The sequence below is a fragment of the Rufibacter hautae genome, assembly GCF_008271695.1.
GTDB lineage: Bacteria > Bacteroidota > Bacteroidia > Cytophagales > Hymenobacteraceae > Nibribacter > Nibribacter hautae.
Genome location: NZ_VKKY01000001.1, coordinates 2160645 through 2185030 on the forward strand (window position 1 = coordinate 2160645; position 24386 = coordinate 2185030).

Sequence of the window (24386 nt, forward strand, 5' to 3'; positions counted from 1 at the left end):
CTCCGATATTGGGGCGCCATTCCTGTTGGGGCGGCAGTACGGAAACCAGAGGCATAAGCCATCATCCAATGAGCTTTCCCTCGTTAACTCCATCTCCATGAGTACGCACAAGCATTTCATCATTGACTTTGACAGTACCTTCACCAAGGTAGAGGCCCTGGACGAACTTTGCGCCATCTGCATCCCAGACCCGGCCCGCCGGCAGAAAGTACTCACCGAGATCCAGCGCATCACCGATCTGGGCATGGAAGGCGAGATTCCCCTAGTGGACTCCCTGGACCAGCGCCTGGCCCTGCTCAGCGCCAACCGTGACCACCTAGACACCCTCATTGAGCACCTGCGCGGCCAAATCTCTGAGTCGTTTAAGCATAACAAGGCCTTTTTTGAGGCGTTCAAAGACGATATCTACATCATCTCCAATGGGTTCAGGGAATTTATTGTGCCCATTGTGCGGGAGTTGGGCGTGAAGCCCGAGAACGTGTTCGCCAACAGCTTCACGTATGACGAGAACGGCAACATCACCGGGTTTGACCGCGACAACGTGCTCACCCAGAACCAGGGCAAAGCCAAACAGATCAAGAGCCTGAACCTGCCCGGCGAGGTCTACGTCATCGGGGACGGATACACTGACTACGAGATCAAAGAAGCCGGCATCGCCGATAAATTCTACGCGTTCACCGAGAACGTGAGCCGCGACAGCGTAGTAGGCAAAGCCGACCACGTGACACCCAGCCTGGACGAGTTCCTGTACGTGAACAAACTGCCCAGCGCACTTTCCTACCCTAAGAACCGCATCAAAGTGCTGGTGTTGGAGGGCATCCATGAGCGAGCCATCAACATGTTCCGGCAGGAAGGGTACCAGGTGGAGATAATCGCAGGGGCGCTGGAAGAAGACGAATTGTGCGAGCAACTGCACGATGTATCCATCCTCTGTATCCGGTCCAAGACGCAATTAACCGCCAAAGCCCTGGCGCACGCGCCGCGTCTGATGGCGGTAGGCGCCTTCTGCATCGGGACAAACCAGATAGATCTGCAGACCTGCACCGATCGCGGCATCATCGTGTTTAACGCGCCTTATAGCAATACCCGCAGCGTAGTGGAGATGGCCATCGGGGAGATCATCATGCTTTCCCGCGGACTGGTGGAGAAAAGCAACCGCCTGCACGAGGGTGAATGGGATAAATCGGCCAAAGGCTCTAACGAGATTCGGGGCAAGAAACTGGGCATCATCGGGTACGGCAATATCGGGTCGCAGCTTTCGGTCTTGGCCGAGAGCCTGGGCATGGAGGTTTACTTCTATGACGTGGTAGACAAGCTAGCCTTGGGCAATGCCAAAGTCTGCCATTCCCTGGCCGAACTGTTGGCCCTGGCGGATATTGTGACGCTGCACGTAGACGGCCGTGCCGCCAACAAGAACATCATCGGGACGAAGGAGTTTGAGCTTATGAAGCCGGGTGTGCTGTTCCTGAACCTGGCCCGTGGCCACGTGGTGGACATCGAGGCCTTGGCCGAGAACATCAAAAGCGGCAAGATCAGGGGCTGTGCTGTGGATGTGTTCCCGTATGAGCCCAAGAACAACCAGGAACGCTTTGCATCGGCGCTCCGCGGCTTGCCCAATACGCTGTTGTCGCCGCACGTGGGCGGCAGCACCGAGGAAGCCCAGGAAAACATCGCGCAGTACGTGCCGTCCAAGATGATCGATTACATCAACACCGGCGGTTCTTACAACAGCGTGAACTTCCCTAACCTGCAGTTGCCGGCGCTGCGTAACGCGCACCGCCTCATCCATATTCACCGCAACGTACCGGGTATCCTGGCCAAGATCAACAACGCTCTAGCCGATAACCAGATCAACATCCTGGGTCAGTACCTGAAAACGAACGAGACCATCGGATACGTGATCACAGACGTGGACACCAAGTATGACCGCTCCGTGATTCAACAGCTGAAGCAAATCCCGGATACCATCAAGTCCCGGACGCTCTACTAAGGAGTAGCAAGGTTCTCTGGTGTTTTGGGGCTGTTTTCATGAAAGTAGACTCAAAGCGTCAGAGGAAAAATTAAAAGCAAGAGCCGTTTTAAGGCTGTTTTCCAGGAAACGGCGGCAAAACGGCTCTTGCTTTTAAGCCTTTCTTCCTGCTTTAAGCTACATTTCCTTTTCATTCACTCAATCTCTCCACCATCCATACACTCATTCAAAAATGGCTTCTGTTTATTTCACTCCCGGCCCGGCGCAACTGTACCCCACGGTGGCAGGGCATTTGCAAAACGCTTTGGACCAGCAGGTGTTCTCCCAATCGCACCGCAGCCAAGCGTTCAAAGACCTGTACCGCCGCGCCGACGAAGGCTTGCGGGCGCTGTTCGGGTTGCCCCAGGATTATGCCATCTATTTCACCGGATCGGCCACCGAAATCTGGGAACGCAGCCTGCAGAGTCTGACTTCTGAGCGCACCTATCACCTGGTGAACGGCTCCTTTTCCAAAAAATACCTGGACCACGCCAAGTGGCTGGGTCGCGATGCGCAGGTTTTGCAGGTTCCGTTTGGGCAGGGGTTTGCCATTGACCAGGTGCAGGTGCCCGCCGGGACCGAGTTGCTGGCCATCACGCAGAACGAGACCAGCTCCGGCGTCTGTGTACCCGTAGCCGACATCCACCTGCTGCGGGAAAGAAATCCTGAGCCATTGATCTCCGTGGACATTGTGTCTGGGGCACCCTATGCACCGCTGGATTTCTCCCAAATAGACATGGCTTTCCTGTCGGTGCAGAAGGGGTTTGGCTTGCCGGCCGGTTTGGGGGTTTGGTTTGTGAACGAGCGCTGCCGCACCAAAGCTGCCCAACTGGAAGGGAAGCAGTATACTGGCGGTCACCACAGCATCGCCTCTCTGCAGGACCAGTACCAGGGCTTCCAGACGCCCAGCACGCCCAACGTACTGGATATTTACCTGCTGGCCCACGTGGTGGAAGACATGCTGGCCAAAGGCCTGGACGTAATCAGGCAAGAAACCGAAGCCAAGGCCCAGCAGCTCTATGGTTTTCTGGAAGAGAGCGCCTTGTTCTCTCCCTTCGTGCAGGAGAAAGCGCACCGCTCCCCCACGGTGATAGTCGCCGATGTGCTGGAAAGGCCAGCCGCCGAAATTATTTCTATATTAAAAAAACAAGGGAATATAGTAGGAAGCGGATATGGAGCATTCAAAGACAAACAGATCAGAATAGCCAATTTTCCGGCTATTTCAGGGCAGGAAGTAGAGGGTTTAATCCAACTGCTGAAACGGCTATAATTGTATGTAAAAAGGAATATGTTGTTTTGAGTATATTTATACTTGGTATAATGAAACTTTACTTCTAGTTTTGGGTATATGAAGTATTAAATATAACTAAAACAACACCATAACGATGAAGAAATTTTTACTTACGCTTTTGGTTTTCGCTTTCGCAGTTTCTGTTTCTCCATTGGCCAATGCGGCCGCTGATGCTACTCTGGCAACAGAGTCACTTCCTTTCTTCGGGAAGAAAAAAGGTTCTATGGCAAGATATAAGCAGATCAAGCGCAGCAACGGCAGCTACGTGAAAAAACGCACGAGCGCGAACCGCAAAAAGAAATCTTTCTTCCAGCAAATCGCCTCCCGCTAATAGCCGGCCGTTTGCCTAATACTTCAGAAAAGGCGGGAAACCTGCTCGTCTTTGAAGAAATGAAAAATGCCTTCTGGTTCTCAGAAGGCATTTTCTTGTTTAGAGGTTTTTGCGTTGTTTTCGCCACATCTCATTGAAAGAAAGCGGAGCGGCCACCAGCGGTTCGCGCCGTTTGCTCCAGGTTTCTTTCTGCACGTGGCCCAGCACAAAGTTCTTCACTGAGGCCGGGGCCAAATTCAGGAGCCGGCGGCTCTGCATGCCCTTCGCCCAGAAACGGAACGCCAGCTTCTCGTTCTTGTCCACCAGTCCTTCGTCTACGCTTTGTTTGCGGTTGAGCAGCAGAAGGTTGTGCAGGTTGATCTTTACCGGGCACACGCTGGTGCAGGCGCCGCACAAAGAACTGGCGTAGCTCAGGTGCTTGTGCTCCTCCATGCCCGCCAGGTGCGGCGTGATCACTGAGCCAATAGGGCCGCTGTACGTGGTCTCGTAGGTATGGCCCCCGATGTTCTTGTATACCGGGCACACGTTGAGGCAAGCTCCGCACCGGATGCAGTTTAAGGCCTCGCGCTGGTCTGGCTGGGCCAAGAGGTTCGTGCGGCCATTGTCCAGCAGCACCACGTACATCTCCTCAGGTCCGTCTTTCTCGGTGGGTTGGCGCGGTCCGGTGAGAATGGTGTTGTAGATGGTAATGTTCTGCCCCGTGCCGCTGGTGCTGAGCAAAGGCCAGAACAGGTCCAAATCCAGCATGGACGGAATCAGCTTCTCAATGCCCACAATGGCGATGTGCGTCTTCGGGAAGGTGGTAGAAAGGCGGGCGTTGCCTTCGTTCTCGGTCACGGCAATGCCGCCTATGTCCGCGATCAGGAAATTGGCCCCACTGATACCTACCTCAGCCTGGGTGTATTTTTCGCGCAGCAGTTTGCGGGCCGTGAGGACCAGCTGCTGGGCGTCATCGGTGGGTGGAATGCCCAGTTTCTTGGTGAACAGCTGCGAGATGTCTTTCTTAGACATGTGCATGGCTGGCGTCACAATGTGATACGGGCGCTGCCCGGCCAACTGCACAATGTATTCGCCCAGGTCGGTCTCCACGGTCTCCACACCGTTCTTCTCCAGGAAATCGTTCAGGTGGATTTCCTCGGTGCTCATGGACTTGGACTTCACCACCGATTTGGCGCGCTTGCGCTTCATGATAGCCCCAATCTCGCGCAGAGCTTCCTCGGCGTTCTGGGCCCAGATCACTTTCCCGCCCCGTTTGGTGAAATTGTTCTCAAACTCCACCAGGTACTTGTCCAGGTTGTTGATGGTCTGGGTTTTGAGGAAGGATGCCCGTTCGCGCGCCAGCTCATGGTGCTCGTAGGCCATCATGCCGTTCTGCACAGCGGCGTTGTACTTACCTATGTTGAAGCGGATCTTCTGCCGATGCTCCAGGTCAAACGCCTTGTTCTCTGAATCCTGCAGAAACTGCTTTAATTTTATGCTCAAGTTATTTTCTCCTGTAATTACTTTTCGGCGCCAGCGTCTGCCGGGGCTATCATCAACTATACTTCTCCATTTTAAGCCTGGTTTTTAGAAAACAGGCCCAAAGCAGGGCACTCATTGCTGCAATGTCCTGTAAAAGAAGGGGTCAAGCTACAAAAATAACGGCGAAAGGGCCAATAAGATATATGTAAACAGAAAAAGGAGGGCAGTTGCCCTCCTTTTTCTGTTTACATATGAGTTCTGAGTCTTGAGTTCTGAGTTCAGAGTCATTTTCAACTCAGGACTCAGAACTCAGAACTCAGGACTGAAATAAGCTCCGCTTATTTCTTATTGCTGTCCACTTTGATGCGCTCGGTGCGGTTGGCCAAGTCCCAGGCGGTGTAAAACACCAGGCGGGCTACTTTCTCGGCGGACTGGAAGTTGATCTTGTCCACGTCATCAGTTGGCTGGTGGTAATCTTCGTGCACCCCGTTAAAGTAGAAGGCAATCGGAATGTTGTGCTTCGCGAAGTTGTAGTGGTCTGAACGGTAGTAGAACCGGTTTGGGTCGTTCGGGTCGTTGAAGGTATAGTCCAGATCGATGTTGGAATACGTTTTATTGGCGTTTTCTGAAATCGCGTGCAATTCTGAGGAAAGCTTGTCTGAGCCGATCACGTAGATGTAATCGCCTTTGCCTTCGTGCTCTTTATCGGTGCGCCCGATCATGTCGATGTTCAGGTCCGCCACGGTGTTTTCCAGCGGGAACACGGGATGGTCGGTGTAGTACTCAGAACCCAGCAGACCTTTCTCCTCGGCGGTTACGGTCAGGAACAGGATGCTGCGGCGTGGACCATGGCCGTTTTTCTTCGCCTGAGCGAACGCCTGGGCCAGTTCCATCACCGCCATGGTGCCGGAGCCATCGTCGTTGGCGCCGTTGTACACCACGCCGTTCTTGATGCCTTCGTGGTCATAGTGTGAGCTGATCACGATGAGTTCGTTTTTCAAATCAGAGCCTTCCAGGTAACCCAACACGTTCTCAGTGGGCAGCGGCTGGCGGTTACGGGCGGTTTTGATTTTTACGTTGGTAGCCGCTTTGTAAGGAGAGGCTACTGCTTTTCCGGCTTTGCCTACGGAGGCACCATACGTAGCCAGTTGCTCAGGCTTGGTGTTCAACAAAGCGGCAGCCATAGATGGAGATACGTAGATGTTGGCGGCGCGGGGCTGCGTGGCGGATGCTGCAAACCCGATTGAAAAGCGGTTCAACATACCGGCATAACGAGCTGTCTGCTGCTGGAACTCGGCATCAGTGGTACCCATCACTACCAGCACACTTTTAGCGCCCTTTTTAGTGGCGGCGGTAGCTTTGGTGCGGGCATCCTGGGTCCAGGTGCTCATTTTATCGGTACCGCTGAGGAGGTATTTGCCATCGGCTTTCTTAGGCTCACCGGCCAAAACCACCACGGCTTTACCAGTTACGTCCAGGTTAGTGTAGTCTGAGTAGGCAGGGTCATCAATGCCGTAACCGGCAAACACCACTTGCGCAGTCTCCTCATTCTGGTATGGTGAGGCGCCCAGCACGAAGAAGTCTTTGCCCATGGCGAATTTCTTGGAACCAACGGTCACGTAGCCTTCGCCCCAGCTGCTTTTCTCCAGGTCAAAGGTTTGGTAATAGGGGTTAGAACCCGTTTTTACCGGACCCACCAGGCCGTTTGCCTTGAAGTGGTTAGAGATATATTCGGCGGCCATTTTCTGTCCGCGCTCGCCGGTCTCACGGCCTTCCAGGGAATCAGAGGCCAGCACGCGCAGGTATTTCTCCAGGTCGGCGGCGGTGATGGTCTTGGCGTAATCGGTGGGGTTCGCCGCGATGGCGCCCGCTGCCGCCGCTCCATTGGCGCCCGAGGCGGTACTGCCCGCGGTAGAAGCAGAAGGGGTTTGGGACGAGGAGCAAGCCGACAGGAAAGCGGCGGCCATGCCCAACGTGTACAAATGCTTTTTCATTGATTTGTTTGTTGTTCTGGTATAAGACCTTAATGCTACTGATTTTTTGCCTAACGAACAAACGATAGGCGTTTTAGGCCGTTTTTTGCCAAACTAAGGCAAAAACGATGCCGCACTGTGGCCGGGTTATTTATGGATCAGCACCGTGGCGTAAGCGGCCACACCTTCTTTCTTGCCCACAAACCCCAGCTGCTCCGTGGTAGTGGCTTTGATGGAGATATCGTCCTCCGGAATGCCCATCACCTCGGCCAGGCAGGTTTTCATGCCCGGGATGTGCGGGTTCACCTTAGGCTCCTGCAAACAAACGGTAGAATCAATGTTGCCCACCTCGTAGCCTTTCTCCCGAATGAGTTTCATGACTTCGCGCAGCAGGATCTTGCTGTCGATGCCTTTGTATTGTGGGTCTCTGTCTGAGAAATGGTAACCGATGTCCCGCAGGTTGGCGGCACCCAGCAGGGCATCGCAGATCACGTGGATCAAGACATCAGCGTCTGAGTGGCCCAAAGCGCCATGGGTATGCGGTATTTTAATGCCGCCCAGCCAGAAGTCCAATCCTTCTTGCAACTGGTGCACGTCATAGCCGAAGCCGGTTCTTATGTTAAAGCTCATGTAAGGAGTATTGATTGCTCGATTGTGGGTTGTTAGATGAGTAAGGCCGGCCCCTTGTTGGTGTTCTCACCAACAAGCAGTTGAACGCTGGCCTTGCCAATAACTGCTGCTACAGTTTGTTGGTGAGAACACCACTAAAGGCAGGCTAATAAATTTTGACATCTTGGAAAGATCTTGTGGCGAACTAGACAAGCTTTTCTTAATAGTTATTGCCGGTCGCGCACAAGATCCTTTCAGGATGACAAAAAAAGAGAAAGATAAATGAGTTTGATTTAGGGGCTGATTTCCAAAAAACCAGCCCTGAAATGACTATTCCTCTTCCAGGGCTTCTTCCAACTCCTCTTGCGCCTCACTGCCGGGGGCGGCTTTGTAGATGAGCGTGGAGCAGTTCTCAGGTCTCAGGATTTCCTGGGCTTGTTGGTAGATGGCTTGTGAGGTGACGGCCTGTACCAGCGCGCCTTCCTCGTTGATGAAGTTGGGATTGCCCATTAGTTTGCCCACGGCCAGGTTCAGGGCACGGTTCAGAAGCTCAATCTCCGAGAAGACAATGGAGGTCTCGGCTTTGTTTTTCACCTTCTGCAGTTCCTCCTCACTCACGTGCTCAGCCCTGATCCTGGCCACGATGGTTTCTATGGCGGCGTTGGCAGCCTGCGGGTCTATGCCCACGTTCAGTTTGCCTTGGATCACGAGCAAGCCCGGGTCCATGGAACCCGTCACAAACGAGGAGATGGAGTTGAACAGCTTCTGCTCTTTCACCAGCTCCTGGTACAGGCGGGAAGAATCACCGTGGCCCAGCACATCGCTCAACAGATCGGCGGCGTAATAGTCTGGGCTGGTGCGGGCGGGCATGTGGTAGGCTTTGTAGAGCGCGGTCAACGGCACTTCGGCCTCCACTTCCAGATAACGGGCCTCGGTCTGGCGGGGCTCCTGGGGCAAGTTGCGCTCGTATTTCACGCCGCCGGAGATCGGCCCGAACCATTTTTCGGTGAGTTCTTTGGCGCGTTCAAAAGTGATGTTGCCGGCCAGTACCAGAATGGCGTTGGCCGGGGAGTAATGTTTCTTGAAAAAGCCCCGCACATCGTCCATGACGGCGTTTTCAATGTGACTGATCTCTTTCCCGATGGTTGCCCATTTATAAGGATGGTGCTGGTAGGCCAGCGGCCGAAGCTTGAGCCAGACATCGCCATAGGGCTGGTTCAGGTAGTTCTGCTTGAATTCCTCTACCACCACTTTGCGCTGCACTTCCAGGCCATTCTCGCTGAACGCCAGATCCAGCATGCGGTCAGACTCCAGCCAAAAGCCGGTTTCAATGTTCTGGGCAGGCACGGTGAGGTAATAATTTGTAATATCCGGCGAGGTGAAGGCGTTATTTTCTCCGCCGGCCTGCTGCAAAGGCTCGTCGTAGTTGGGCACGTTCACTGATCCGCTGAACATCAGGTGCTCAAACAGGTGGGCGAAACCGGTGTGGGTCTCGTCCTCATCGCGGGAGCCCACGTTGTAGAGCACGTTGAGAACCGCCAGCGGCGTGGTGGTATCTTCGTGCACAAGGCAGCGCAGGCCGTTATCTAAGGTGAATTCTTTGAATTGAATCATAATCTGTCTCTAAAGATGCTCCTGTAAAAGGTATCATTCTAACGAGGAGTGGCTTGTGGTGTTGCCCGCGCGTTCCTCGTTTCCGATTAGGGCTCTGTTTTGGTAAAACGGCCTCTAAACGACAAAAGTAAAAATAACTAGGCTACTATTTCGCCCCGTCAGGGATTGCCGTAAATTTACGCCTCGCAGAAAACGCGAAAACCATGAAATTCAACAGAAAAGACTATACAGACGACGAGTTGCTGCATTTGTACCGCGGCATTCTCAAGCCTCGCATGATTGAGGAGAAAATGCTGATTCTGCTGCGCCAGGGCAAAGTGAGCAAGTGGTTCTCGGGTATCGGGCAAGAGGCCATCTCGGTGGGCTCCACGCTGGCCCTGGACCCAGATGAGTATATTCTGCCCCTGCACCGCAACCTGGGCGTTTTCACCTGCCGCGACATTCCGTTAGACCGCCTGTTTGCCCAGTTCCAGGGCAAAAGAACCGGTTTCACCAAAGGCCGTGACCGTTCCTTCCACTTCGGGACGAACGAGCACCACATTGTGGGCATGATCTCGCACCTGGGTCCACAGTTGGCCGTGGCCGATGGAATAGCCCTGGCCGAGATGCTGGACAAGCGCGAGAAAGTGACCCTGGTGTACAGCGGTGACGGCGGCGCGAGCGAAGGCGATTTCCACGAGGCGCTCAACGTAGCGGCAGTCTGGGGATTGCCCGTCATTTTCATGATCGAGAACAACGGTTACGGCTTGTCTACGCCCAGCAACGAGCAGTTCAAGTGCCAGTACTTCATTGACAAAGGCCCGGCCTACGGCATTGATGCGTTGCAGATAGACGGCAACAACGTGCTGGAAGTCTATGACACCGTGCGCCAGGCCGCCTACAGCATCAGGAAGAACCCGCGCCCCATGTTGATTGAGGCGATGACGTTCAGGATGCGCGGGCACGAAGAAGCTTCCGGGACCAAGTACGTGCCGCAGGAACTGTTTGAGCGCTGGAGCAAGAAAGACCCGGTGGAGAACTTTGAGAAATACCTCCTGGACGAGAAGGTGCTCACGCCTAAATCCCTGGCAGCCATCCGTGAGGAGTTCCGCGAGGAGATTGAGCGCGGGCTGGAAGTAGCACACAACACGCCCATGCCTACCCCGGATGTGAAGGAAGAGCTCGCCGATATGTACCAGCCATTCATCCAGGACGTGATCAAGCCCAAAGACAGTGCCCGCTCAGAGCGCCGTTTCGTGGATGCCATCTCAGATTCCCTGCGCCAAAGCCTGGAGCGTTACCCCGATCTGGTGATCATGGGCCAAGACATTGCGGAGTACGGCGGGGTCTTCAAAGTGACCGAGGGCTTCGTGGATAAGTTCGGGAAAGAGCGTATCCGCAACACACCGCTGTGCGAATCGGCTATCTTGGGCATCGGACTGGGCATGTCCATCAAGAAAAAGAAATCGGTGATTGAGATGCAGTTCGCCGATTTTGTGAGTGCCGGTTTCAGCCAGATTGTGAATAACCTGGCCAAAAGCCACTACCGCTGGGGCCAGAACGCCGATGTGGTGGTACGCATGCCAACGGGCGCGGGGGCAGCGGCCGGTCCGTTCCACTCGCAGAGCAACGAGGCTTGGTTTTTCCACACGCCGGGGCTAAAGATTGTGTACCCGTCCACGCCGTATGACGCCAAAGGCCTGTTGAACGCGGCCATCGAAGACCCTAACCCGGTCATGTTCTTTGAGCATAAACTACTGTACCGCGCCTTGTCAGAAGCCATCCCCGATGATTACTACACCGTGGAAATCGGGCGGGCCCGCTTGGCGCAGGAAGGAAGCGACTTTTCCATCATCACCTATGGCATGGGTGTGCACTGGGCCAAGCAGCTCCTGAACACCATGCCAGACGTATCCGCCGATATCCTGGATTTGCGTTCGTTGCTGCCTTGGGACAAAGAGGCCGTGCGCCAGACCGTGACCAAAACCGGCCGCGTGATTGTGCTGCATGAAGACACTATTACCGGAGGAATTGGGGCAGAGATCGCCGCCTGGATCTCGGAGAACTGCTTTACCCAGTTAGACGGGCCGGTGGTGCGTGTGGGTGGCCTGGATACCGCTATCCCGTTTGCGCCGCCGCTGGAGCAGGAGTTCCTGCCGGTGAAGCGCCTGCGCGAAAAAGTAGAGGCCTTGCTGAGTTTCTAAGGAATCTGCCTCTGTTTTTGGGCTGTTTTTTGCAAAGCGGCCTTAAAACAGGAACAGATATAGCCAACACAAGTTGGTACACGTATACCATAAGTTGAATATAGGTATGATAAAGATGCGCTTTGCCGTAGGGCTTGTGGTGTTGTCCATGGGCCTGACTTTGGGAGCTTGTAACTCCAGCAGGATCGCTTGCCCGGACGTTTCCGGGAAGAAGAAGGGTTCTATGTTTGGCATGTTCAAAAAGAAAGAAATTACCCAGGAAGACCAGGCGAACGAAGGCCGTGATTACGGCGGACGGGACATGGAGTATGACAAACAGGGGTTGCTCAAGAAGAAGAAAACCAAGATCCCCACCCCTAAACGCAAGCAAAGCCTCTTGGAAAAAGTAGGACTAGGATGAAACACAAGCTACCCCTTATTTTCTTGTGCGCTGTAGTGGCGCTGGTTTTTGGCATAGCGCCCTCGGTGCAGGCTCAGACCGCTTACCTAACCCCCAAACAGCAGAAGCGGCAGTTGAAGACCAGCCTCAGAGAAGCCAAACGGGTGGAAACCGATTACAGTGAATCACATCTGGATGTGGATGCGTACAACCACCGGAAAGGCGAAAGTGGCCGTAAACTGAAGAAGGGCAACAAAAGAGACCTTATGCCCATCAATGAAGACGGAACGGCGGTCACCAAACCAAAAGTATTCACCAAAAAGAACGCGGCAACGCGGGCCAGGAAAAGCTGAGCCGTTCAATTTTAAGATTTTACAGATCAGAATTATGCAGTGGAACCCTATCAACAGCATTGAGCAGATTGAGCAGATCAAAGAAGAGTCAAAGGAACAACCAGTAGTTATTTTCAAGCACAGCACCACGTGCTCTATCAGCGCCACGGCCAAAAGCCGGCTGGAGCGCCAGTGGGCCGATGCGGACCTGGGCAACGTGAAACCCTATTACCTGGATCTTCTGAACTATCGGCCGGTGTCTGCCGAGATTGCCCAATCCTTCGCGGTAAAGCATGAATCTCCCCAACTCCTGCTCATCAAAGACGGGCAGTGCCAGTACCATGGCTCTCACTTAGGGATAAGCCTGCAGGAAGTAAAAAAACGGGCTTCCTGAGGTGACGCATATACCGGGGAAAGTATCTTTTTTGAAAATACTTTCCCCGGTATTTTTATTATATCATATAGGTAAGATATTTCGTTCTAATCCAAGGCTAAGTCCATTGGAACGCAACAGATTAGCTGGTGCAAGGGAAACGGAACCAGGCTAGGGTGGAGTTTTCAAACATTGTCTTCGTGCTGCCTGTTAAACCAGAGCCGGAAACTTGCCCAAACCTCTGCTGGTACTTCGATGTTTTCGCCTGAAGTTCCCTCCAAACAATAGGCGCATTCCTCCCGAAGGAGCAGCAGGTGCAGGAAGCAGAGTTGTTGGGTGCGGAGTGAGCCTGGGCTATTAGTGCCTTAGAACGGATTGTCTTACTATTTAAGATTTGCAGGTGCCTGTAAAGTTATTTACATTTAAACAAACCTTAGCCTTCTTTCCTGTGCGCAGAATTCTACTTGTGCTTGTCCTCATATCCTTTCTTCCGGTTAGTCTGGCCATGGCTCAGGCCGTTGAGGAAGAAGAAGGCTATTCCAGGGAGTTTACCTATGGGCTGAACTTCAACTCCAATGGTGGCCTTTTAGGCGGAGCCATGATCAAGCAGGTCTACCATTTAGAGGGAAACTGGTACCATTTCTGGGCCTTGGAAGGAGTGGAGGTAAAGCACCCGAAAGAAAGGCCGGTCCAGAACCTGCAGAACGGGGCCTCCTTTGTGCGGGGCAAAAGCAATTACCTGTTTGTGCTCAGACCGCAGTACGGCCGGGAGTACACCTTCTTTAGAAAGGCCGCCGAGTCTGGCGTGCAGGTGAACGGGGTAGTGGCCGCCGGCCCCTCCATCGGGATCATGGCGCCCTACTTTATTGAGTATGACCGCAGCAATTACGTCTTAGACCCCAGAACCCAGCAATACTATCTGGTAGGTCCGGTCATGATCAGCACCGAGCAGTATGACCCCAACACCCACACAAACGAAGGTCTGATTGTGGGAGCCCCAGGGGTGTTCAAAGGCTTGAGCGAACCTAGTTTCAGGGTTGGGGCCCATGCCAAGGCGGGTGTCTCCTTTGAGTATGGCCGGTACATGGAAAGCGTGACTGGGATAGAGGTAGGTATGCTGGTAGAGGCTTTTGCCGGCGATATGACCATGATTCCCGGTGCCCCCAAGCGCAACACCTTCATGTCTGTGTACCTGACCTTGTATTACGGGCGTCGCCGTTGAACGATCCATCCCTTTTGGCTGTTTTTTGCCTATCCGCTCCTCACTTAGTACCTTTGCTACATGGATCAATTGATTGCGTTGCCGGTTATTCAACCAGCAGAAGCTCAAACTAAAACCCGTAAGCCAGACTGGCTGCGCGTGAAACTGCCGGTGGGCAAAGAATACGCCAAAGTCAGACAACTGGTAGATACCTATAAACTACATACTATCTGCGAAAGCGGAAACTGCCCGAACATGGGAGAGTGCTGGGGAGCCGGCACGGCTACCTTCATGATCTTGGGCAACGTATGTACCCGCTCCTGTTCTTTCTGCGCCGTGGCCACTGGCCGCCCCAACGAGTATGACCTGGATGAGCCTCGCCGTGTGGCCGAAGCCATTCAACTCATGGGCGTGAAGCATGCCGTGATCACCTCGGTGAACCGCGACGAACTGAAAGACCGTGGCGCCAGTGTGTGGCACGAAACTGTTGTGCAGATCAAGAACCTTTCACCGGAAACCACTATTGAAACGCTTATCCCAGACGTGAAAGCTAACTGGGAAGCCTTGGAGGTGATGATTTCTGCCGGACAGGAAGTGGTATCGCACAACATGGAAACCGTTCGGAACCTGTACCGTCAGGTGCGTCCGCAGGCCAAGTATGACCGCAGCCTGGAGCAGATCAATCGTACCAAGGCCTACGGCAAACGCACCAAGAGTGGTATCATGCTAGGTCTGGGCGAAACCAAAGAGCAAGTGTACGAAGCCATGGATGACTTAGCCGCCAACGGCTTGGATATCCTTACTTTAGGCCAGTACCTGCAACCTACTAAAATGCACATTGAGGTAGCCGAGTTCATCCACCCTGATCTGTTTGCCCACTACCGTGAGGAAGGCCTGAATCGCGGCCTCAAGTACGTGGAGTCTGGTCCGTTGGTGCGTTCTTCTTACCATGCAGAGCGCCACGTGCATGTTTAGTTTCTGAGCCATTTCTTGAAAAACACCAATAAAAAAGCCCTGCCGACCAGCAGGGCTTTTTTATTGGTTCTACTTGGACTATTTGTAGTGGTTTTCTTCTGATTATAAAAAATCAAGGAGAGGAAGCCGAGGCTTGTAAATGGGAAAAAAATAATAAAATCGTATTTACACCAATGAGTGCGGTTTTCCGCAGCTACCCTAAATTAAAAGACTCTGCTCTTTTATTTATTTCTACCTTGCAGCGATATCTACTTATCTGCGCTGTAAAAAAGCATTTTCTCAACCTGAGATTCTTAAAAAGCACCAAGTAGCCAAGCTTGTTGTTAGAACACCTTGTTTCTTCCCTTCTAGCTCATATTGCATCTTTCCAACAAGTCAAAACTTTTGCCTGAAAGCAAAGTACATGCAGGGGCTCTATTCCTATATAGGAATATCCGAGATTAACTATTATCCCTATTTCCTTTATCCCTTCATATGAAGAAACTTTTACTCTTGTTGACAGCATGGCTCGCTGTTTTTTCCTCTTCAAATGCGCAAACCCTAACAACTCCTTCACTGGGAGCGGCCCGCGAGTATGCGGTGTTGGGGAGTAGTACGGTTACCAGTACCGGTAGCAGCATTCTGTACGGTGACCTTGGAGTATCGCCGGGTGCTGCTGTAGTGGGTTTCCCGCCAGGCAAAGTGCTGGGAGACACGCAACGCGGGAATGCCGCGGCCGCCACTGCCAAAACCGACGTTGTACGGGTGTACAATGAACTGGGGCAATTCACGCCCACCCGCAACCTAACCGGGCAAACGTTAGGCGAAGGTTTTACCAAAGGGGAGGCCGCCGTGCGCGGTACTTTGCTTACCCGCGGGGTTTACAGATTTGACGGTAACGCGCGTATCAGCGGTCGCCTGAAGTTTGATGGCCAGGGAAATCCCAACTCAGTGTTCATCATTCAGGTGAACGGCGACCTAGTCATTGACCCAGGTTCCGCTATCAATGTCTTCAACGCTACCCCAAACAACATCTTCTTCCGGGTAACCGGAAACATCACCATAGGCACAGGAGGGATGTTGACCACGCCTTCTACCTTGAGTGGAAACTTTGTGGTACAGAATAACGCCTTCCTGAGCCTGAGCTCCACGCTGGTAGGGCGGGTGTTGTCTACGAATGGGGCAATCACGCTTAATAACAACAACATTTCTTTGCCGGAGCCGCTTACCACCAACAACGGTGGAGATGATGGTGACGACGGCGATGGCGATGGAGGAGATGGAGGACCTGGCGATGGTGGTACCGGTGGCGGGGGAACAACCCCTGGTAGCGCTAACCTAAGCATCACCAAGGCAGTCAATGCTACTACCGTGACTTTAGGCGATAATGTCATCTACACCATCAGAGTCACCAACTCAGGAGCCGCGGATGCCACCAATGTAACGGTAGAAGACAGATTGCCCGAAGGCTTGGCCCTGGTGCCACCAGCGGTAGCAGACAAAGGAACCTATAATGGCACCACGGGAATATGGGACATCGGCACCTTGCCTGCGAACTCCATTGCCACGCTGACCATCACTGCTAAAACTTTGAGGCTTGGAGAAATCACCAACGTTGCGGTTATTGAGAATAACGGCGGAACTGACGAGGCAACTACCTGCGTGCGTCCGGCCAGACCTAATGTGGTAGGTCCGCAGGAAGTATGCGTGGGCGGAACCTCTACCTTCACAGTAAGCAACGTCTCAGCAGGCGTGACAAGCCTGGCCATCGTAGCGCCAGCCAACAGCGGCATCACCATTGAAGCACAATCGCTGACTTCTTTCACGGTGAGAGCAAGCGCCACAACAGCACCAGGCACTTATCCAATCTCCGTTGTGGCGGTAACTACGGGCAACTGCCAGAACAGCCTTGCCTTCCCAATTGAATTGGTGGTAAGAACAGCTCCGACTACTCCAACCATTACAGGCCCGGGAACCGCCTTGTGTGCCGGGGCCACCTACCAATACAGCATCAGCCAACCGGTAGCGGGCGTAACCTATACCTGGAGCGTGTCTGGTACCGGCTGGGAGAGAGTAGGCGCTGCTACTGGTACTTCTATTCAAGTAAAAGCTGGGACTGGCTCAGGAAAAGTAACTGTGGTGGCTTCTAACGCCTGCGGTACGGCTACGGCCTCTACCCCAGACGTGACCCCGAGCACGCCACCTGCTACTCCAATTATCCTGGACAACAGCGGACCGTGCACAGGCCTGACCTACGGCATCTCTAACCCAGTGGCGGGTGTGACCTACACCTGGACCGCGCCAGCCGGCTTCACGTTCGCCGATAACAGCACGACTGCCACCGGCACTTCTGTGACCCTGAAAGCCGCTAGCGCCAACGCCGTGGGCACACTTAAGGTAAGTGCCAGCACTGCCGGTTCTACCTGCGCCAGCAACGAAGCCTCGGTGGAAGTGAGAGCCGCCGATGCCGGTACTGAGATCGTGGTGCCTACGGTGTTCAGCCCGAATGGTGATGGCATCAACGACACCTTCGTGATCCGGAACCTCCTGAACTTCCCTGACAATGATCTGACCGTCTACAACCGTTGGGGCAACGAGATCTACAAAACCAAAGGCTACAAGAACGACTGGCAGGCTGCTGGCCTGGAAGAAGCCACTTACTTCTATGTCCTGCGCGTGCGCGGCTGTGACGGCAAAGACCAGGTATTCAGAGGACCGGTACAGGTAGTGCGCTAAGCGCAGGTAGTTCAAACATTAATTTCCCTTAGAAATGAAAAGAATCTTTATCATACTTATTTCCATGCTGGCTGCGGGGAGCAGTTGGGCACAGCACCGGTCACAGTTTTCCCAGTACATCTTCAACCAATTAGTAATCAATCCGGCCTATGCCGGGAGTAAGGAAACGCTTACCCTCAACGCCTTCCACCGCACCCAGTGGGTAGGCTTACGGGGAGCGCCCAATACGCAGACCTTCAGCATTGACGGGCTCACCAAGAACAAGCACCTGGGCCTTGGTTTCCACGCCACCCGTGATGAGATCTTCGCCCAGAACCGCAAGAACATCGAGGTAGACGCGGCCGTGAAGTTGCCGGTAAGTGAAACCGGTATCCTTTCCTTCGGGTTGGCGGCTGGGGTGTCGCACTTCGCGGTAGACGGCTCTAAACTGATCACCGGGAATGACCAGGAAGATCCGGCGGTGATCAACGCCCAAAAGGAAACCACTTGGAGCCCGAGTTTGAAAGCGGGGATTTTCTTCCACACCGAGCGCTTCTACGCCGGCGTTTCCGTGACCGATTTGCTGGGCATCGACAAAGACATCAACTATGACCCGGAGCGCCACTACTTCTTCAACATCGGGTACGTGGCCGACATCAGCCACAACATCAAGGTGAAGCCCAGCATCATGCTGAAGGAGAACTTTGACGGTCCTACGAACGTGGACTTTAATGCTTTCTTCCTGTTTGGCGAGCGCATCTGGTTAGGCGCCAGCTACCGCACAGCCATGAACATCTTCAAGAATGATTTCGAGGCGAAGGGACTTTCCTCCAAAGACGCGGTGGTGGCCATGGCCGATCTGTACGTGACAAAGCGCCTGCGCCTGGGTTATGCCCATGATTTTACGCTGCACGGCAACCTGAATGATTTGAGCACCCATGAAATATCCGTTGGCTACAGTTTCCTGAGAAAGGAAGCCACCAAGATGGTAACTCCCCGGTATTTCTAATTTTAACAGACGCTTCTATGCATAACATATACAAATCTCTTTTACTTTCCTTTTTTGCTGGTAGCCTAGCCTTAGGCGGCTGCCAAACCACCCGCAAAGCCGACAGGCTGTACGAGAACTTTGACTATTCCCTGGCTATTGAAGAGTACCAGGAGGTGTTTTCCGATAAGGAACCAACCCTGCAGGGAGCCCAACGCCTGGCCGATGCTTACCGCCTGACAGGTCGTACTAACGAGACCGAGCAGTGGTACGCCAAAGTAGTGGCCATGCCTGAGTCCGACCCCATTAACACCTATTACTATGCCGAGGCTTTGCGTAGCAACGGGAAGTATTTCGAGGCGAAAACCCAGTACCAGGATTACGCCCGCAAGGTGCCCGCCGAAGCCGCCAGAGCCAACGCGAAGGCGCAGGCCTCAGACGCTGCTTTGAAGCTGTTGGAAGAGCCTGCCTCCGCTATTGTGGTGAACGAGACGCAGATCAACTCCGGCAACGCCGACTTCAGCCCTACGGTGTATGACCAAGGCATCCTGTTTACCTCAGACCGCGGCGGCAATGTAAGCAGCGACAAAGATGTGGATGCCGGCACTTACGGTTGGACCGGCCGCCCGTACCTGCAGATGTTCTACGCCCAGCGCAACGCAGACAGCACCTGGCAAATGCCTGCCATCGCGAGCAATACGCTGAACTCCGTTTACCATGACGGCCCCGCGGTGCTTGATTCTGCGAATACCACTCTTTACTTCACCCGCACCCACATGGTGGAGAAAAAGCAGAAAGACGTGAATGTGGACCCCACCAGCTGGGTGAAAAAGCCGCTCTCCAGTGACTATGTGAACCGTCTGGAGATTTTCTCGGCCCGCCGTGACGGAACCAACTGGACCGAGGTGACCCCTTTCACCCATAACAAGGTGGAGGAATACAGTGTGGGGCACCCGGCCATCTCCCCCGATGGGCAAGTGCTGTACTTCGTGTCTGACAAACCCGGCGGCTACGGCGAGACCGATATCTACTACGCAGAACTGCAGGCCGATGGCACCTGGGGTCAGCCCATGAACGCCGGCAATATGGTGAATACCGTGGGCAAAGAGATGTTCCCGGGCTTCGACCAGAACGGTACCCTGTACTTCTCCTCAGACACGCACCCGGGCTTCGGTGGATTGGATGTGTTCAAGGTGAAAGGCAGCCGTGCTACCTGGAGCAAACCAGAAAACCTGCGCGCACCCGTGAACTCGCCCAAAGATGATTTCGGGATGGTGTTCATGCGCGGCGCGAACAATGCCCAAGTAGGGTATCTGTCCTCTAACCGCGACAGCAACAACGGCACCGATGACATCTACTCGTTCAAGCTGTTGAGCAACGCCGTCTTGTTTGTGACTACTTTAGAGAGAGTGCAAGTGAAAGGCAAGCGCGCCATCAACCAGCCGCTAGCCGATGTCCGGCTGAAACTAACTCCAAAAGAGACCCAAGATTCTGTGGTAGCATTCTCCGACCGCAACGGCGAATACAAGTTTGGGGTGCAGAAAGGCACCACCTATGACCTGGTAGGGGATAAGTTCGGGTACCTGACGCAGTCGGCCTTGGTGGCCATTGACACCGTGAAGCTAGCCGATACTACCCGCGTGACGCTTATCTTTGACAAGAGCCAGAAGAACCAAGTGATCGCTATAGAGAACATCTACTATGACCTAGACAAATGGAACATCCGCCCCGATGCTGCCAAGGAACTGGACAAACTGGTGCGCATGCTTAAAGACAATCCCAGTATCAAGATTGAGTTAGGCTCCCACACCGATAGCCGCGAAGGCCACGGCTACAACCAAGTCTTGTCTGAACGCCGGGCCCAGTCGGCGGTGGAGTACCTGGTGAGCCAGGGCATCGCGAGAAACCGACTCACCTGGAAAGGCTACGGCGAGACCGTCCTGATCAACGGCTGCGCCGATGGTGTGGAATGTACCGAAGACCAGCACCAACTCAACCGCCGGACGGAAATCAAGATTAAGTAGCGTTTTGCAGGTGTTTTCGCTAAAACAGTCTTAAAACAAAAGAGCCACTCAAATGAGTGGCTCTTTTGTTTTGGGTATGTCAATTAATTACCGGCGAGCAGTGGCTCTCTCCTGCTCTTGTGGCGGGAACTTGGCCAGAATGCTGGAGACAATCTGCTGCACTTTCTCATCGGTGAGGGATCTTTCAGAGGCGGCAGTTTCGCTGCTTCCGCGCCAGATCAATTCATTGGATTTAGCGTCTACCACGTCCAGAATCAAGGTGCCTTGCTGATAGTCCTGCAAAGAGGTGGTGTTGTACAGGCGGTTGTAGGTGTACGCATAACGATACCCGTACCAGTACCCGTAACCGATAGACGGCACGCTTACAAAGTTAGGGTTCAGGCGCTGCTGGTTCTCGATGGTGAAATCGTAGGCCAGTAACATGTCTGGTTTGTCAGAGGCACTTGCTTTCTGGAAGCCGCGGCGCTGCATCTCGGCTTCTACCGCGTTTTTCACGCGTTTATCTAAAAACGTAGTGTAACGACGGTTGGTAGAATCCTTGGCAACTGGTGCGTCCTGGTACCAGCGCCAGGTTTTGTACGCCTGGAAATTGGTGCCTTTGTCAAAGTCGGTGGTAACGTTATAGGTGGTGGCACATCCGGTGAAACCCAGTACCAACAGCCCCATCATTACCCCTGTGATCAACTTCGCTATCTTATTGAATGGTTTCATTGATTTGTACAGTTTTAGTGTAGTGAAAGAATAGGAGAGAAACATCTCGTAAATGGCCTCTCCGCTCAGATTGATAACATGAAAGCGGAAAAGTTGGTTTCGGAGAATGTTTCTTTCGTACAATCAATACGCAAAAACTATGCCTTTATTATACCAATTGGTTTATTTTCAATCTCGATTTTTTAGATTGTTTAAGGTGGGGTTTGAGGCTTGTTTTTTGCAAAGTAGGCTTAAAACAAAAAGGCCTGCGGAATGTCTCCACAGGCCTTTTTTATTACCAATAATTAGATCAGCTTTAAACGGCTTTCATTTCCTGGCCTTGCTCGTTGTAGGCCTCAATAGGAGCGCAGCTGCACACCAGGTTACGGTCACCGTAGGCGCTGTCAATCCGGCTCACGGTTGGCCAGAACTTAGCGGTGCGGGTGTAAGGAATCGGGTAAACGGCACGCTCACGAGAGTACGGGAATGACCAATCTTCGGCCAAGGCCACGTGTGCTGGGTGCGGAGCGTTTTTGAGCAGGTTGTTTTTCTGATCAGCCTGTCCTTCCTCAATCTCGGTGATTTCTGCCCGAATGGAGATCATGGCATCGCAGAAACGGTCCAGCTCTTCTTTGCTCTCACTCTCGGTAGGCTCTACCATCAACGTACCCGCTACTGGGAACGATACGGTTGGGGCGTGGAAACCATAGTCCATCAGACGCTTCGCGATGTCTTCCACTTCAACGCCGGCCTTTTTGAAGGAGCGGCAGTCTAAGATCATCTCGTGGGCACAACGGCCGTTAGAACCAACGTACAACACTGGGTAGTGCTCTTCCAGGCGCGCTTTGATGTAGTTTGCATTCAGGATCGCCATTTTGGTCGCCTCTGTCAAGCCCTCGCCGCCCATCATGTTGATATAGGCGTAAGAGATTGGCAGAATGCTGGCGCTTCCCCAAGGTGCCGCAGAAACCGCGTTGATCGCTTCCGGACGCTCTAAGTCTACTACGGCGTGGCCTGGCAAGAACGGAGCCAAGTCAGCAACTACGCCAATCGGGCCAACGCCTGGTCCACCGCCACCGTGCGGAATGCAGAAGGTTTTGTGCAGGTTCAGGTGACACACGTCCGCGCCGATGTTGGCCGGAGAGGTCAAACCTACCTGGGCATTCATGTTGGCACCGTCCATGTACACGCGGCCACCGTTCTGGTGGATGATCTCGCAGATCTCGATGATGCTTTCCTCGTACACGCCGTGGGTAGACGGATAGGTTACCATGAGGCAAGACAGGTCATCTTTGTGCTCATCGGCTTTCGCACGGAGGTCGGCTACGTCAATGTTGCCGCGCTCATCGCATTTCACAATCACCACTTTCATGCCAGCCATTACCGCCGAGGCAGGGTTAGTGCCGTGCGCCGAGGAAGGGATCAAGGAGATGTTGCGGTGATGATCGCCACGGGCTTCGTGGTAGGCTCTGATTACCATCAGACCAGCGTACTCACCCTGGGCACCGGAGTTAGGCTGCAATGAAACGGCGGCAAAACCAGTTACTTCGCATAACCAGGCTTCCAGGTCCTGGAAGATCTGGGCGTAACCTTTAGCCTGATCAGCCGGGGCGAAGGGGTGCAAAGACCCAATCTCTGGCCAGGTCACCGGGATCATCTCGGCGGTGGCGTTCAGTTTCATGGTGCAGGAACCCAACGGAATCATGCCGTGCGCCAGCGAGAAGTCTTTGTTCTCCAAGTACTTCATGTAGCGCAGGATTTCGCTCTCAGAGTGGTACTTGTTGAAAACTTCGGCTTGCAGGTAAGGAGAGGTACGGATCAAGGACTCAGGCCAGGTGATTTCGGTCTCTTCCGGAATAGCGTCCAGTTCCAGCGTGGCATCCGGTTTTCCAGCTACTTTCGCGAAAACGGCCAAAATATCCTTCACCTCGTCCAGATCAGTGTTCTGGTGCAGGGAAATCCCGATGTTGTTGTCACCAAAATAACGGAAGTTGATCTGCGCCGCTTCAGCCTCCTGACGGATGGCCTGCTGCAACTCCGCGCTCTCAATGCGCAGGTTCAGCGTATCGAAATAGTTTTCGTTCAGTTGCTCGAAGCCTAAGCGCTCCAGACCTTTCTCCAGAATCTGCGTCAAGCTGTGGATGTTCAGACCGATGTATTTCAGACGGCGCGGTCCATGGTAGACAGCGTACATTCCGGCCATTACCGCCAGCAATACCTGCGCGGTACAGATGTTGGAAGTCGCTTTCTCTCTCCGGATGTGCTGCTCGCGGGTCTGCAGGGCCATGCGGTACGCTTTCTGCCCAAAAGCATCCTGTGACAACCCGATGATACGGCCCGGGATAGAGCGCTTGTACTCGTCTTTGGTCGCGAAGAAACCAGCGTGCGGTCCGCCGTAACCCATCGGTACGCCAAAACGCTGCGAAGAACCCACTACCACGTCGGCACCCATCTCACCTGGAGATTTCAACAAAGTCAAGCTCAGCAGGTCAGCAGCTACAGCTACCGGTAAGCCAACGGCGTGTCCTTGCGAGATGAAATCGGTGTAATCGAATACCTCACCGTCAGCGGCGGGGTACTGTACCAAGGCTCCGAACAAGGTATCGTCTTGCAGGTTGATTTCGCGGTGATCGCCAATGACCAGTTCAATGCCCAGCGGCGTGGCGCGGGAAAGCAACACGTCAATGGTTTGCGGCAGTACCTGGTTAGACACAAAGTAGCGGTTCGCGTTTTTGCGGGCGCCTTTGCGCAGCGAGTACTGCAGGTTCATGGCCTCAGCGGCGGCGGTAGCCTCATCCAACAGAGACGCGTTGGCGATGGCCATACCAGTCAGGTCAATGATGAGGGTCTGGTAGTTGATCAACGCCTCCAAACGACCTTGGGCAATCTCGGCCTGGTAGGGCGTGTAAGCAGTGTACCAGCCTGGGTTCTCCAGAATGTTACGCTGGATCACCGGCGGCAGGATAGTGTCATGGTACCCAAGCCCGATGTAGGATTTGTAGAGTTTGTTCTGCTTCGCAATCTTGGCGAACTTCCGGAGGAAGTCACGCTCAGTCAGCGCAGCAGGTAAGTTCAGCGGGTTTTTCAGGCGGATAGCCGGCGGAACGGTCTCGTCAATGAGTTGGTCTAGAGATGCTGCCCCAATGGTTTGCAGCATATCCTGCATCTGCTCTTTTACGGGGCCGTTATGGCGCTCCTTGAAGATATCGGCAGGCTTGGTTTTAAAGATCATTTATCGCTGGAATTTAGGTAGATAAGTT

The 24386-nt window shown here is 53.6% G+C and carries 18 protein-coding genes; 12 read left to right on the forward strand and 6 right to left on the reverse strand.

Annotation, left to right across the window (positions count from 1 at the left end; all coding sequences use genetic code 11):
* Nucleotides 1–97: 97 nt before the first annotated feature.
* The 3 genes from serA to FOA19_RS08470 all read left to right on the forward strand — a co-directional run bounded on the left by serA (nucleotide 98) and on the right by FOA19_RS08470 (nucleotide 3630).
* Nucleotides 98–1990, forward strand: a complete 1893-nt coding sequence (gene serA / locus FOA19_RS08460) for a phosphoglycerate dehydrogenase (protein ID WP_149090297.1) — start codon at nucleotides 98–100, stop codon at nucleotides 1988–1990.
* 211 nt (nucleotides 1991–2201) lie between these two features.
* The gene (locus tag FOA19_RS08465) at nucleotides 2202–3278 is read left to right on the forward strand and encodes an aminotransferase class V-fold PLP-dependent enzyme (RefSeq protein ID WP_149090298.1); all 1077 of its coding nucleotides are present in this window, start codon (nucleotides 2202–2204) and stop codon (nucleotides 3276–3278) included.
* A 115-nt stretch (nucleotides 3279–3393) separates the two neighbouring features.
* On the forward strand, nucleotides 3394–3630 hold the full coding sequence (locus FOA19_RS08470) for a hypothetical protein (RefSeq protein ID WP_149090299.1): 237 nt from the start codon (nucleotides 3394–3396) through the stop codon (nucleotides 3628–3630).
* Between the two features lie 99 nt (nucleotides 3631–3729).
* Here FOA19_RS08470 and FOA19_RS08475 read toward each other — a convergent pair whose 3' ends face one another.
* The 4 genes from FOA19_RS08475 to FOA19_RS08490 form a co-directional block, all read right to left on the reverse strand.
* A complete protein-coding gene (locus tag FOA19_RS08475; protein ID WP_149090300.1) occupies nucleotides 3730–5112 on the reverse strand; it encodes a LutB/LldF family L-lactate oxidation iron-sulfur protein in 1383 nt (460 codons plus the stop codon).
* 317 nt (nucleotides 5113–5429) lie between these two features.
* Nucleotides 5430–7085 (reverse strand): M28 family peptidase, encoded by a 1656-nt coding sequence (locus FOA19_RS08480; protein WP_223808785.1) that lies wholly within the window; start codon nucleotides 7083–7085, stop codon nucleotides 5430–5432.
* A 126-nt stretch (nucleotides 7086–7211) separates the two neighbouring features.
* A complete protein-coding gene (ispF, locus tag FOA19_RS08485) occupies nucleotides 7212–7694 on the reverse strand; it encodes a 2-C-methyl-D-erythritol 2,4-cyclodiphosphate synthase (RefSeq protein ID WP_149090301.1) in 483 nt (160 codons plus the stop codon).
* Nucleotides 7695–8003: 309 nt separating this feature from the next.
* A complete protein-coding gene (locus FOA19_RS08490) occupies nucleotides 8004–9287 on the reverse strand; it encodes a M16 family metallopeptidase (RefSeq protein WP_149090302.1) in 1284 nt (427 codons plus the stop codon).
* Between the two features lie 203 nt (nucleotides 9288–9490).
* On the opposite strand from FOA19_RS08490, the gene FOA19_RS08495 reads away from it, so the two are divergent.
* The 9 genes from FOA19_RS08495 to FOA19_RS08535 all read left to right on the forward strand — a co-directional run bounded on the left by FOA19_RS08495 (nucleotide 9491) and on the right by FOA19_RS08535 (nucleotide 20436).
* Nucleotides 9491–11470: an alpha-ketoacid dehydrogenase subunit alpha/beta gene (locus FOA19_RS08495; RefSeq protein ID WP_149090303.1), complete on the forward strand. Its 1980-nt coding sequence runs from the start codon at nucleotides 9491–9493 to the stop codon at nucleotides 11468–11470.
* 106 nt (nucleotides 11471–11576) lie between these two features.
* Complete coding sequence (locus tag FOA19_RS08500) at nucleotides 11577–11870, forward strand: hypothetical protein (RefSeq protein ID WP_149090304.1); 294 nt, start codon at nucleotides 11577–11579, stop codon at nucleotides 11868–11870.
* Nucleotides 11867–12202 carry a hypothetical protein gene (locus FOA19_RS08505; RefSeq protein WP_149090305.1) on the forward strand — a complete coding sequence of 112 codons (336 nt, stop codon included), beginning with the start codon at nucleotides 11867–11869 and terminating at the stop codon, nucleotides 12200–12202. The genes FOA19_RS08500 and FOA19_RS08505 overlap by 4 nt, the downstream gene beginning before the upstream one ends.
* A 34-nt stretch (nucleotides 12203–12236) precedes the next feature.
* Complete coding sequence (gene ytxJ / locus FOA19_RS08510) at nucleotides 12237–12575, forward strand: bacillithiol system redox-active protein YtxJ (protein WP_149090306.1); 339 nt, start codon at nucleotides 12237–12239, stop codon at nucleotides 12573–12575.
* 484 nt (nucleotides 12576–13059) lie between these two features.
* Complete coding sequence (locus FOA19_RS08515; protein ID WP_149090307.1) at nucleotides 13060–13776, forward strand: hypothetical protein; 717 nt, start codon at nucleotides 13060–13062, stop codon at nucleotides 13774–13776.
* Nucleotides 13777–13845: 69 nt separating this feature from the next.
* Nucleotides 13846–14730, forward strand: a complete 885-nt coding sequence (gene lipA, locus FOA19_RS08520) for a lipoyl synthase (protein ID WP_149090535.1) — start codon at nucleotides 13846–13848, stop codon at nucleotides 14728–14730.
* A gap of 474 nt (nucleotides 14731–15204) precedes the next feature.
* On the forward strand, nucleotides 15205–17445 hold the full coding sequence (locus FOA19_RS08525) for an ice-binding family protein (RefSeq protein WP_149090308.1): 2241 nt from the start codon (nucleotides 15205–15207) through the stop codon (nucleotides 17443–17445).
* A gap of 34 nt (nucleotides 17446–17479) precedes the next feature.
* Nucleotides 17480–18433 carry a PorP/SprF family type IX secretion system membrane protein gene (locus FOA19_RS08530; RefSeq protein WP_149090309.1) on the forward strand — a complete coding sequence of 318 codons (954 nt, stop codon included), beginning with the start codon at nucleotides 17480–17482 and terminating at the stop codon, nucleotides 18431–18433.
* 17 nt (nucleotides 18434–18450) lie between these two features.
* A complete protein-coding gene (locus FOA19_RS08535) occupies nucleotides 18451–20436 on the forward strand; it encodes an OmpA family protein (protein WP_149090310.1) in 1986 nt (661 codons plus the stop codon).
* Nucleotides 20437–20523: 87 nt separating this feature from the next.
* On the opposite strand, the gene FOA19_RS08540 is transcribed toward FOA19_RS08535, so the two are convergent.
* The gene (locus FOA19_RS08540) at nucleotides 20524–21147 is read right to left on the reverse strand and encodes a DUF4136 domain-containing protein (protein ID WP_190300326.1); all 624 of its coding nucleotides are present in this window, start codon (nucleotides 21145–21147) and stop codon (nucleotides 20524–20526) included.
* A gap of 295 nt (nucleotides 21148–21442) precedes the next feature.
* Nucleotides 21443–24358: an aminomethyl-transferring glycine dehydrogenase gene (gcvP, locus tag FOA19_RS08545; protein WP_149090312.1), complete on the reverse strand. Its 2916-nt coding sequence runs from the start codon at nucleotides 24356–24358 to the stop codon at nucleotides 21443–21445.
* Between the last annotated feature and the right edge of the window lie 28 nt (nucleotides 24359–24386).

Bases quoted from the DNA above. Each gene is read 5' to 3' on its own strand.
- serA (WP_149090297.1), top strand. From the start codon at position 98: ATGAGTACGCACAAGCATTTCATCATTGACTTTGACAGTACCTTCACC.
- FOA19_RS08465 (WP_149090298.1), top strand. From the start codon at position 2,202: ATGGCTTCTGTTTATTTCACTCCCGGCCCGGCGCAACTGTACCCCACG.
- FOA19_RS08470 (WP_149090299.1), top strand. From the start codon at position 3,394: ATGAAGAAATTTTTACTTACGCTTTTGGTTTTCGCTTTCGCAGTTTCT.
- FOA19_RS08480 (WP_223808785.1), bottom strand. From the start codon at position 7,085: ATGAAAAAGCATTTGTACACGTTGGGCATGGCCGCCGCTTTCCTGTCG.
- ispF (WP_149090301.1), bottom strand. From the start codon at position 7,694: ATGAGCTTTAACATAAGAACCGGCTTCGGCTATGACGTGCACCAGTTG.
- FOA19_RS08490 (WP_149090302.1), bottom strand. From the start codon at position 9,287: ATGATTCAATTCAAAGAATTCACCTTAGATAACGGCCTGCGCTGCCTT.
- FOA19_RS08495 (WP_149090303.1), top strand. From the start codon at position 9,491: ATGAAATTCAACAGAAAAGACTATACAGACGACGAGTTGCTGCATTTG.
- FOA19_RS08500 (WP_149090304.1), top strand. From the start codon at position 11,577: ATGATAAAGATGCGCTTTGCCGTAGGGCTTGTGGTGTTGTCCATGGGC.
- FOA19_RS08505 (WP_149090305.1), top strand. From the start codon at position 11,867: ATGAAACACAAGCTACCCCTTATTTTCTTGTGCGCTGTAGTGGCGCTG.
- ytxJ (WP_149090306.1), top strand. From the start codon at position 12,237: ATGCAGTGGAACCCTATCAACAGCATTGAGCAGATTGAGCAGATCAAA.
- FOA19_RS08515 (WP_149090307.1), top strand. From the start codon at position 13,060: ATGGCTCAGGCCGTTGAGGAAGAAGAAGGCTATTCCAGGGAGTTTACC.
- FOA19_RS08525 (WP_149090308.1), top strand. From the start codon at position 15,205: ATGAAGAAACTTTTACTCTTGTTGACAGCATGGCTCGCTGTTTTTTCC.
- FOA19_RS08530 (WP_149090309.1), top strand. From the start codon at position 17,480: ATGAAAAGAATCTTTATCATACTTATTTCCATGCTGGCTGCGGGGAGC.
- FOA19_RS08535 (WP_149090310.1), top strand. From the start codon at position 18,451: ATGCATAACATATACAAATCTCTTTTACTTTCCTTTTTTGCTGGTAGC.
- FOA19_RS08540 (WP_190300326.1), bottom strand. From the start codon at position 21,147: ATGAAACCATTCAATAAGATAGCGAAGTTGATCACAGGGGTAATGATG.
- gcvP (WP_149090312.1), bottom strand. From the start codon at position 24,358: ATGATCTTTAAAACCAAGCCTGCCGATATCTTCAAGGAGCGCCATAAC.